This is a genomic window from Brevibacillus invocatus, from assembly GCF_003710915.1.
GTDB lineage: Bacteria > Bacillota > Bacilli > Brevibacillales > Brevibacillaceae > Brevibacillus > Brevibacillus invocatus.
Map to the genome: position 1 here is coordinate 40,905 of NZ_RHHR01000020.1, position 11,276 is coordinate 52,180.

8 protein-coding genes, 1 tRNA gene and 1 other annotated feature are annotated in these 11,276 nt (G+C 48.5%); of the genes, 1 reads left to right on the top strand and 8 read right to left on the bottom strand.

Translation table 11 applies throughout. The features are described 5' to 3' along the window. Positions 1 to 80: 80 nt before the first annotated feature. The 8 genes from EDM52_RS13205 to guaB all read right to left on the bottom strand — a co-directional run bounded on the left by EDM52_RS13205 (position 81) and on the right by guaB (position 9,780). Positions 81 to 157, bottom strand: a tRNA-Arg gene (locus EDM52_RS13205). 100 nt (positions 158 to 257) lie between these two features. Then, positions 258 to 1,547 (bottom strand): isocitrate lyase, encoded by a 1,290-nt coding sequence (gene aceA / locus EDM52_RS13210; protein WP_122909448.1) that lies wholly within the window; start codon positions 1,545 to 1,547, stop codon positions 258 to 260. A 29-nt stretch (positions 1,548 to 1,576) separates the two neighbouring features. Beyond that, positions 1,577 to 3,181: a malate synthase A gene (aceB, locus tag EDM52_RS13215; protein ID WP_122909449.1), complete on the bottom strand. Its 1,605-nt coding sequence runs from the start codon at positions 3,179 to 3,181 to the stop codon at positions 1,577 to 1,579. Positions 3,182 to 3,598: 417 nt separating this feature from the next. Beyond that, positions 3,599 to 4,879 (bottom strand): serine--tRNA ligase, encoded by a 1,281-nt coding sequence (gene serS / locus EDM52_RS13220; RefSeq protein ID WP_122909461.1) that lies wholly within the window; start codon positions 4,877 to 4,879, stop codon positions 3,599 to 3,601. 53 nt (positions 4,880 to 4,932) lie between these two features. Continuing rightward, positions 4,933 to 5,150, bottom strand: a binding site (T-box leader). Between the two features lie 94 nt (positions 5,151 to 5,244). Beyond that, positions 5,245 to 5,817, bottom strand: coding sequence for a pyridoxal 5'-phosphate synthase glutaminase subunit PdxT (pdxT, locus tag EDM52_RS13225; protein WP_122909450.1), 573 nt, complete (start codon positions 5,815 to 5,817; stop codon positions 5,245 to 5,247). 10 nt (positions 5,818 to 5,827) lie between these two features. Further along, positions 5,828 to 6,712 carry a pyridoxal 5'-phosphate synthase lyase subunit PdxS gene (gene pdxS, locus EDM52_RS13230; RefSeq protein WP_122909451.1) on the bottom strand — a complete coding sequence of 295 codons (885 nt, stop codon included), beginning with the start codon at positions 6,710 to 6,712 and terminating at the stop codon, positions 5,828 to 5,830. Positions 6,713 to 6,820: 108 nt separating this feature from the next. Next, a complete protein-coding gene (locus tag EDM52_RS13235; RefSeq protein ID WP_122909462.1) occupies positions 6,821 to 8,119 on the bottom strand; it encodes a D-alanyl-D-alanine carboxypeptidase family protein in 1,299 nt (432 codons plus the stop codon). Positions 8,120 to 8,319: 200 nt separating this feature from the next. After that, positions 8,320 to 9,780: an IMP dehydrogenase gene (gene guaB / locus EDM52_RS13240; RefSeq protein ID WP_122909452.1), complete on the bottom strand. Its 1,461-nt coding sequence runs from the start codon at positions 9,778 to 9,780 to the stop codon at positions 8,320 to 8,322. Between the two features lie 168 nt (positions 9,781 to 9,948). Between guaB and EDM52_RS13245 the strand changes: the two genes are divergently transcribed. Beyond that, positions 9,949 to 10,968 carry a YaaC family protein gene (locus EDM52_RS13245; RefSeq protein WP_122909453.1) on the top strand — a complete coding sequence of 340 codons (1,020 nt, stop codon included), beginning with the start codon at positions 9,949 to 9,951 and terminating at the stop codon, positions 10,966 to 10,968. Positions 10,969 to 11,276: the final 308 nt, after the last annotated feature.

The window sequence follows — 11,276 nt, forward strand, 5'->3', positions numbered from 1 at the left end:
GCAGAATCTTATTTCACAGCTTGTAGTGGTTGGGCCTTTCGAAAAAATAGAAAAAACCGCGCAATCACGCGGCTTTCCAATGGCGTCCCCGAGAGGATTCGAACCTCCGACCTACAGTTTAGGAAACCGTTGCTCTATCCTGCTGAGCTACGGGGACAGATTTTCTTTTGTACACTCTCCATTATAAAAAGAGTATCGCCATTTGGCAAATGGAGGACCAGGGCAAACAAGCCCTGATCCTCCTCTTTTTTTCCGAATTAATGATGAGTAAATTGCTCTTCCTCTGTCGAGCCGCTCAAAGCTGTGGTCGAAGAGTTCCCGCCAGCGATTACCTGTGCGATCTCATCGAAATACCCGGTACCTACCTCGCGCTGATGACGCGTAGCCGTGTAGCCGTACACTTCGCTCGCAAATTCTGCCTGCTGCAGCTCAGAGTATGCCGCCATGCCGCGATCACGGTAGTTGCGAGCCAGCTCAAACATGCCGTAATTGAGGGCATGGAAGCCTGCGAGGGTGACGAACTGAAATTTGTAACCCATCTCGCCCAGCTCCTCCTGGAAGCGAGCGATGGATGCGTCATCCAGCTTTTTCTTCCAATTGAATGACGGAGAGCAGTTGTAAGCCAGCATTTTACCCGGGAAATTTGCATGAATCGCCTCGGCAAAGCGACGCGCCTCCTCGAGATTCGGCTCCGCAGTCTCGCACCAGATGAGATCAGCGTAAGGCGCATAAGCCAAACCGCGTGCGATAGCAGCATCCAGCCCGCCACGTAGACGGAAAAAGCCTTCTGGTGTACGTTCTCCTGTGAGAAACGGCTGATCCTGCTCATCGATGTCGCTCGTGATAAGGAAAGCACCATTCGCATCTGTACGTGCTACAATGATGGTCGGAACGCCCATCACATCGGCTGCAAATCGAGCAGAAATCAGGTTGCGAACAGCTGCCTGAGTCGGGATCAGCACCTTGCCGCCCATATGTCCGCATTTTTTCTCGGAAGCCAGCTGATCCTCAAAATGAACACCTGCTGCACCCGCTTCAATCATGCCTTTCATCAGCTCAAAGACGTTGAGCGGTCCACCAAATCCGGCTTCCGCATCTGCGACGATCGGTGCGAACCAATGCGTGTCAGAGCCTCCCTCGGATTGATCGATCTGATCGGCCCGTTGCAAAGCCTGATTAATTCTTTTAACTACCTGCGGCACACTGTTGGCAGGATACAAGCTCTGGTCCGGATACATTTGTCCAGCCAGGTTGGCATCAGCTGCGACTTGCCAGCCGCTCAGGTAGATTGCTTTCAACCCTGCTTTTACCTGCTGGATCGCTTGATTCCCGGTCAATGCCCCCAGCGCCTTGATATGATGTTCGGTATGAAGCAAGCTCCACAATCTTTCCGCACCTAGTCGTGCCAAGGTATGCTCTACCTGCACCGTACCACGCAATCGTACGACATCTTCGGCCGAATAGCTGCGCGTGATTCCTTGAAAACGTTCCGTTTGCCAATATTGCTCCACTTGTTGAATCGCTTCCTGCTTGTTGATTTTCGTCATTTTCATTTCCTCCACCCATGTTTTTATATTTAAGCTAAATAGCGATAACCCGGTATGGTTAAAAACTCTTCAAACGTATCCTCTGTCACCAGTCTCAGGAACAGCTCTCCTGCCAACGGGAACTGGCTATGCTGATACTTTTCCTCACCCAGCTCCTGCTTCAAAAGAAGCATTTCCTCACTCGTCCACTGCTTTACCAGCGCGATCGTGATTTTGCGGCCATCCGATAAAACTCCTTTATCATGGCGAATCCATTGCCAAACCTGCGCGCGGGAGATTTCGGCTGTCGCAGCATCCTCCATCAGATTGCGGATCGGCACCGCTCCTGATCCGCGCAGCCACGCCTCGATATACTGGATGCCGACACTGATATTCGTGCGGACCCCTTCTTCCGTAATCTCCCCAGCTGGGACAGCCAGCAGATGCTCCGCAGACACTTGCACGTCCTCGCGTTTGTACCAGATCTGATTGGGCTCTCGCATCAGACGATTGAATACCTCCATCGCGACGGGCACCAATCCCGGATGCGCAACCCATGTGCCGTCGTGTCCGTCGTATGCTTCCCGCTCCTTGTCAGCACGTACCTTGGCCAAGGCCTCCTCATTTTTGACCGGGTCGTTCTTGACCGGAATCTGCGCGGCCATTCCGCCGATGCAAGGAGCCATTCGCTTGTGGCACGTCCTTACCGCCAAGGTGGTATAGGCCTTCATGAATGGTACCGTCATCGTCACCTGTGCACGATCCGGCAGTATCACGTCGGGTTGATTTCTCAGCTTTTTGATATAGCTGAAGATGTAATCCCATCGGCCGCAATTGAGTCCAGCGCTGTGCTCGCGCAGCTCATACAAGATCTCATCCATTTCAAAGGCAGCCATAATGGTCTCAATGAGGACGGTTGCCCGAATCGTACCCCGGGGGATATTTAATTCCTCCTGCGCAAACAAGAAAACATCATTCCAGAGTCGAGCTTCCAAATGACTCTCCAGCTTCGGCAAATAGAAATACGGGGCAGTCCCGTTCGCCAAAAGAGCTTGAACATTGTGATAAAAATAGAGGCCAAAATCCACGAAACTGGCAGAAACCGGCTTTTGATCGAGCAGGATGTGTTTTTCCTCCATGTGCAAACCTCGCGGGCGTATCTTCAGTACAGCAATCTTCTCATTCAGCATGTATTTTTTGTTTTCCGGGCTGGTGTAGGAAATATTGCGTCTTACCGCATCCTTCATGTTGATTTGGCCTTGGACCGTGTTCACCCACGTAGGAGAGTTGGCATCCTCAAAATCAGCCATGAACAGACGTGCTCCGGAGTTCAGGGCATTGATGACCATTTTGCGGTCGCCTGCAGGACCGGTAATCTCCACCCTTCGATCCAACAAATCCATCGGCAGAGGTGCCACCGTCCATTCTCCTTTGCGAATATGCGCCGTCTCCGGCAGAAAATCAGGCAATTCCCCTTCATCAATCTGCGCTTGTCGCTCCTCGCGTCTAGCTAACAGCTCCAGTCGACGATCCCCAAACTTTTGTTCCAGCTTGACGATGAACTGAAGCGCTTCCGGTGTCAAAATTTCCTCATACCCTGGCAGAATCTCTGCATCAATCTCCATTGGAGATGGGTTCGTTGGTATTGTAGTCAAGCAAAGCCCCTCCTTTTCCTACCCAGCTTTATTATGGTACAGATTGCAAATTAATTAGTTATTATAGTACAGATCAAGCAAAAAAAATGGGCTACTCTATGCTGCCACTACCGCTGCAATGGCTACAGCAAACATGCCCGTCACCCAGACAATGGCGACATGTCGTGCCATTCGCCTCGATACCGACTCCTTCACAACGTGTGCAATCCTGTTCACCGTTTCCATCACACCTGTAGCAATTCATTCCCCATTCCTCCTATTTCTGTATTAAAACAATATTCTTAACTTTTGAAGTTATTATATAACAGGGAATATAACAGTGCAACAACAATTTTTAAATTTTTTCAACTGTACTAGTACAAAAGAAAACAACTCTGTTCCAAATGGATCAGAGCTGTTTGTTTTATTGGACAACGCTTATTTCGGGGCGATTTTCTCCAAGTCGCCCATATACGGACGCAGTGCTTCTGGGATCGTAATGGAACCATCTGCTTCCTGGTAGTTCTCCAGAATTGCAGCTACCGTACGGCCAATCGCCAATCCCGAACCGTTCAAGGTATGAACGAATTCTGGCTTGCTCTTGGTATCGCGGCGGAAACGAATGTTAGCGCGTCGTGCTTGGAAAGCCTCGAAGTTGGAGCAAGACGAAATTTCGCGATACGTGTTGTTGCTTGGAATCCATACTTCCAAATCGAATTTTTTCGCAGCAGTGAAACCGAGATCGCCTGTGCACATACTCAATACACGATAAGGCAGGCCCAAGAGCTGCAATACCTTCTCCGCGTTCTTCACCAGCTTATCCAATTCGTCATAGGAATCCTCGGGTTTGACGAACTTCACCATCTCTACTTTGTTAAACTGGTGCTGACGGATCAGACCGCGAGTATCACGACCTGCAGAGCCCGCTTCCGAACGGAAACATGCACTATATGCGGCATAATAGAGCGGCAAATCAGCTCCGTCGAGGATTTCATCACGGTGCATGTTGGTGACAGGCACCTCCGCTGTTGGAATCAGGAAATAATCAGGTCCATCCAGTTTGAATGCATCCTCTTCAAACTTCGGCAATTGCCCTGTTCCTGTCATGCTGGCACGATTGACGATGTAGGGCGGAAGAATTTCCTCATATCCGTGCTCCGTGGTATGCAGATCGAGCATGAAGCTGATCAATGCACGCTCCAAACGCGCTCCCAAGCCTTTGTAAAAGACAAAACGACTGCCTGTTACTTTGGCTGCAGTTTCAAAATCGAGAATGCCAGCTTGTGTAGCCAGATCCCAGTGTGCTTTGGCTTCAAAGCCAAAATCACGAGGTTCGCCCCATGTCCAGGCTACGATGTTATCGTCTTCAGAAGTACCAATTGGTGTGCTCTCATGTGGCAGGTTGGGCAGACTGAGCAGGATTTCTTCCTGCTGCTCATCCAGTTGACGCAATTCTTCGTCCAGAACCTTGATGCGCTCGTTTACTTCCTTCATTTCAGCGATCAGGCTATCAGCATTTTCCTTGTTGCGTTTCATTACCGCGACCTGCTCGGAGACCGTGTTTCTTTTATTTTTCAAGGTTTCGGCTTCCTGAATCACTTGGCGGCGCTTCTCATCCACTTCGGCAAACTGATCCAGAGCGGAGATATCTTCATTACGAGCGGACAAACGGCGCTTAACTTCCTCCAGGTCTTGTCGTAAAACTTTTACGTCCAGCATTTCGAATCCCTCCAAATCAACTTCAAATAAAAACAAAAAACACCCGTCCCCTGGTAAGGGACGAGTGTTGTATACCCGCGTTGCCACCCTCGTTGACAGATGCATCGTACCCAAAACATCTGTCCACTCTTCCGTCGTAACGGGACGGTTCCGGACAAGTTCATCCTTGTCACTCCGAGATGGATTCCTTCGCATGCTGGATCGGTTTGCACCACCCACCGACTCTCTAGACCAGACCTTGCGGAGTACTTGTTCTCATCAGCGTGTTTGCACATTTAACAACTTCTAACTTCTATTGTTAACTGTACTACAGGTTCTATACCTGTGTAAAGAGTCGCTGTCTACCACGATTCGGAGTATGAAACCTATTTTGATTCCTTCACCATATCGAGAAAATACTTGTGCAAGCGCGTATCCTCGGTCAATTCGGGATGAAAGGCTGCTGCCAGATATTGTCCGACACGCGCTGCAACGATTTTATCCTCGTACTTTGCCAATACCTGACCAGCTTCTCCTACCTCCATCAGGTAGGGAGCCCGGATAAACACCGCTGGATAATCAGCAGCAACTCCCGCTACGGGCAAGTTGACTTCAAAGCTGTCTTTTTGCCGACCAAAGGCATTGCGCGCTACCTTGATATCCATCAAACCGAGGTGTGCTTCCTGCTGTCCTTCTATTTGCTTGGCCAACAGGATCGCGCCTGCGCATGTACCGAAGATCGGCTTTCCCGCTTCTCCAAACGCACGAATCGCTTCCATCCATCCGTATTGGTGCATGAGCTTGCTGATCGTCGTGCTTTCTCCACCGGGAATCACCAGGCCGTCCAGGTCGTGGAGCTCCTCTACCTTTTTAACAGCAACGGCTGTAGCTCCCACAGCTTCGAGTAAACGTAGATGTTCGACTACTGCACCTTGCAGGGCAAGTACGCCTATTTTCATCGCGATCACCTTACCAGCCGCGCTCTTGCATGCGGTCTGCTTCACGGATTTTGGAGATTTCGATTCCTTGCATCGGGCTTCCCAAGCCTTTCGATACACGAGCAATCAGTTCGTAATCGGTGTAGTGAGTGGTTGCCTCTACGATTGCACGGGCAAATTTCTCTGGATTTTCCGATTTGAAGATTCCAGATCCTACAAACACACCATCGGATCCGAGCTGCATCATCAACGCTGCGTCTGCAGGTGTAGCGACTCCACCAGCGGCAAAGTTGACGACTGGTAGCTTTCCGTTCTTGTGCACATACTCCAGCAGGTCATATGGCGCTCCCAGATTTTTCGCTTCTGCCATCAATTCATCGTAGGACATCGCTTGTACTTTGCGGATTTGCGCCATCATCGTGCGCATGTGACGTACGGCTTCTACGATGTTCCCTGTACCTGGCTCGCCTTTGGTACGAATCATGGATGCACCTTCACCGATTCGGCGCAGCGCTTCACCCAGATCACGGGCACCACATACAAACGGAACAGTAAAATCCTTTTTATTAATATGGTACAAGTCGTCTGCTGGGGTCAGTACTTCGCTCTCATCGAGGTAGTCTACGCCCAAGGACTCCAAAACACGCGCTTCCACAAAATGGCCAATACGGGCTTTTGCCATGACAGGTATCGAAACAGCTTTCAGCACATCCTCGACGATGCTCAAGTCAGCCATACGCGCTACGCCGCCCGCAGCACGAATGTCGGAAGGAACACGCTCCAATGCCATAACAGCTACAGCACCAGCTGCTTCCGCAATTTTTGCCTGTTCTGCATTCACGACGTCCATGATGACGCCGCCTTTTTGCATTTCTGCCATTCCCTTTTTCACGCGGTCCGTTCCTACTTGTACCATGCTATTTCCCCCTACGTCATAAAAGTGATAACACCACAACTGTTATGTGGTGTTATGGTTGAGTTACGCTCATTGTAAACCAAAGCGCAGAGGGAAACAACACTTTATTTATTTTCCACTACTGAACAAGCCGCTGAAAAATTGGATGATACTGCGGAAAAACAGGCGAATCCAGCTCGCTTCTTCCACTTCCTGAGCAGCTACAACATCGTAGGATGCCTTCTGCATGTCTTCGGCCTGTAGATAATCCGACTCTTTCACACCTTCTTCATTCAAAACTAATTTTCCGACTACCTGGTCCTTCGCAATGGGGGCAGATAGCTCAGAGAAGGAAACGGTTGGTGTAAATTTTGGTTCTGTCCCAATTTTGGTGAGTACTTTTACTTCGTTACCTGTTACAACCGGTACAGTCAACTCAACGCCATTTTTGAGTGGTGCAGTATCAAAACCGGTCACCACAGCACCCTTGTCCATTTGTTTGGTTACTTTGTAATTGCTAAAGCCGTAATCGTACATTTTCTTCGTTTCGGCAAAGCGTTTGGTATTGCTTTCTGTTCCCATAACAACGCTGATCAGACGCATGCCGTCTTTGGAAGCAGTACCCGTAAAACAGTACTGTGCAGCTGCTGTATAGCCCGTTTTCAAACCGTCGACACCATCATAAAAGCTGTTCAGGCCTGGCAGCATCCAGTTGTAGTTGGCCTTTTTCAATTCTTGTGGAGTACCTGTACGGAAAGTAAACCGGGGAACTTTAGACACTTCCAACGCCTGTGGGAAATCCCGGATCAGGGCACGGGCAAGAATGGCGGAATCACGTGCAGACATCAGATTTTCTGTTTGCTCTGTGTCCACCGAGTAAGGACCTAATTCATTTGCAGGCAAACCACTAGAAGTAACGAACGAGGTGTTTTTCATTCCCAGTTCCGCTGCTTTCTTGTTCATCATCTGAACGAAATTCGGTTCACTACCTGCTACTTTTTCTGCCAACAACACGGTTGCATCGTTCGCAGAAACAATGGCCATTGCTTCATACAATTCTCTGACTGTAAATGATTCTCCAGCGTTCAAATAAACACCAGAAGCATCTGAAATCTTTGCAACGTAAAACGCATATTCGCTAACAGGGACTTGATCGTCCCAGCTGATTTTCTTCTGCTGCACTGCTTCTTGAATCAGGTACTCTGTCATCATCTTACTCATGCTAGCAGGAGGGAGAGGCTGGTCCGGGTTTTTGCTATAAAGCACTCTACCCGTTGATTCCTCTACGAGAATCGCAGAATTTGCAGCCAAATCCAAATTCGCAGGTGCTGCCTCTGCTGTTGCTGTCATTCCTACCATAGCTGTAACAAATACAGCGACAGAAAGGTATAGACTCATTAATCGTCTTGTCCATGTTTTTTGTTTCATCGCCATCTTTCACTCTCCCACTTCTGTCGATTTTGTCTTGGTTGAATTGGTTGACATTGCTGACCATACACACAACTGTAAGTGTACCATAGGAAGCATGCGTGATTGAAGCTTGTGAGACCTGTTTCTCCACTCCAAAAGCTAGTAAAAACCCCCTTTCTCTGCAAGAAAAAGGGGGAGTAGGTCCATAGAACCAAATTCTAGGATATGGAATAGTTAGGAGCTTCTTTGGTGATTTGTACATCATGTGGGTGGCTCTCGCGCAAGCCAGCTCCTGTGATACGGATGAATTGGGCATTCTCGATCAGTTCCTGGATGGTTTTGGTGCCACAATATCCCATACCAGCACGCAATCCCCCAATAAGCTGATAGGTTACCTCTGCTAGTGGACCTTTATACGGTACACGTCCTTCAATTCCTTCAGGGACCAGCTTTTGTTCATTCTCCTGGAAATAACGGTCTTTACTTCCGGCTTTCATCGCGCCGATCGAGCCCATGCCTCGATAGACCTTGAAGCGACGACCTTGATAAATTTCAAATTCGCCAGGACTTTCTTCGGTTCCTGCAAATAAACTGCCAATCATGATCGCAGATGCACCCGCACCGATCGCTTTTGGCAAATCACCTGAGTATTTAATGCCGCCGTCGGCAATAATTGGAATATTATACTCGTGCGCGACTTTGGCACAGTCGTTGATAGCTGTGATTTGCGGCACACCGATTCCTGCCACTACACGAGTCGTACAAATCGAGCCAGGGCCAATGCCCACTTTGACTACTGAAGCACCTGCTTCGATCAGATCGCGCGTAGCTTGTCCTGTCGCTACGTTTCCTGCCACAATGGTCAGTTCCGGGTAGCTTTTTCTGATCTCTTTCACCGTATCAATAACTCCCTTGGAATGACCATGAGCGGTATCGATGACGAGTACATCAACGCCTGCTTTTACCAATGCCTCTGCACGTTGGAATGTGTCCGCCGATACGCCGACAGCAGCCCCGCACAACAAACGTCCTTGTTGATCCTTTGCTGCATGCGGGTACTGGATGTTTTTCTCGATATCCTTAATCGTAATCAGTCCACGGAGGATATTGTTCTCGTCCACCAGAGGAAGCTTTTCGATTTTATGCTTCTGCAAAATGGCTTCTGCTTGCTGCAGGGTCGTCCCCACAGGAGCTGTAACCAAATTTTCTTTGGTCATGACATCCTTGATCGGAGTAGAAAAATCGTGGACGAAACGCAAATCACGGTTGGTCAAAATCCCGATCAGGTGATTTCCTTCGTCCACAATCGGTACACCGGAAATGCGGAATTTCCCCATCAGAGCATCTGCATCCGCTACAGTATGATCCTGCGTCAAGGAGAAAGGATTGGTGATGACGCCACTTTCGGAGCGTTTGACTCGATCGACCTCGCTCGCTTGTTGTTCAATTGTCATGTTTTTATGGATGATCCCGATACCGCCCTGGCGAGCCATTGCGATTGCAAGAGCTGATTCCGTCACCGTGTCCATACCAGCACTAATGAGGGGGATATTGAGAGTCACTGTTTTACTTAGTTTGGTACGCAGGTCAACATCCCTTGGCAAAACTTCTGATTTCGCTGGAATGAGCAAAACGTCATCAAACGTGAGACCCTCTTTTACAAATTTGTCTTCCCGCACAGCAGAAAACTCCTTTCGGAAAATAGTTTAAGACAGTTTAACAAATGGCATAATTTACTGTCAAGGAATCCGTATATTGTTCGGTAATCAACCGGATTATCCAGATAAATCAAAAAACTAATCTACAAACACGGTGAGAAGACGAAAATTAATCGAAGGTGATAGAGCATGGATTCTGCTTGGAACAGATTGCAATACCTAGAGACTGAACCTACTTCACGCAAGTTTTTGTCTCAATGCTACACAAATCGAGAATGGGAGCATCCGGATCGGCTTGCCTTTCAGCAAAGTACGCGCTATCTGTATTTGTGGAGGCAAGCACGTCTTTTTTATCAAACGGCCGAATCAGCAGATTTGTCGATTCAGCCCTTGCTCCTTTTTTATGGCTGTACGCATTTACTCAAGGGTATGTTAATCACCCGTGATCCAGCTTATCCGCAGAACAGTCGGATGCTGCAGCACGGCGTTGCATCAAGAAAGGTAAAAAGACAAGCATACGTGCTGATGGAAGATGAAATTCGGCCTCAAAAGGAAGGGTTTTTTTCGCACCTGTCTCAGACCTTCCGTCTTACCCCGCTGCGAGATCGCTATTCCGTACAGGATTTGTTTGCTTCACTCGCTGAAATGAGTGAAATTTGTGCAGCACTTTCAGAAATACAGCCTCATTGGACGCGTCTCCAGCTTTCTTCACCCGTCCATGAGGGTGCAGCTTCCTCTAGGCGAGAAGCTGATGAATATCGAGTAACTTTTCCGGTAAAAACAGAAGGTTCCTTGGCATATTCGAACGATACGTTGAAGCAATATATCCAGCGCCTTGCACCTAGTACGATTTCGCTGAACACTATAGGTTGGGAAGCCTGGTCCAATCGTCAAATGTTCCTATCTCAGTTTGCCCTTTCACAATTGGAACAACACCCTTTATTTTATCTCCATGATCGTACGCTCTTTTTTTGGAATGGCTCAGCAGAATCTCTTCCTCTTCCACAATGGGCGAGTCACTTTCTGCTGCTTTACCAGCTAGGCATGCTATGCCGATATGAAACAGAATGGTGGGGAGAATTAACAATGTCTCATGATATGGCGGAGCGATACCTCGTGGAACGTTTTCTCGCCCATCATATGGCGACCTTTCCATCACTGATTATGAAACAGATGGAATTGTACAATCAGGTAAAATTCCCGGTTTAAATTTAGAAAACTTGGCTACGCCAAGCTTTTGGCGGTGCCTTAGTTGCACTTATACTATCTTCCGCTAATCTTTTAGCTTTAGCGCACTTAAACTTTCTGATAGTATAAGAAAAGCAGCTGCCGTTTTTTTCTTCTGGAAGCTGCTTTGTGGACTAGCTAGTTCGTTTCAAAACGTTATTTTCCGGTTGCTTCTTTAGGGGACTCCTCTTTTTTCGTTTTTTGCTCGGTGCGCACATCAGCAAGCGATTTCACCTTGGTAGCCTTGATTCGCTTGTTGCGTGGCAAATCTGTGGGCTCCAGGTTGTCTG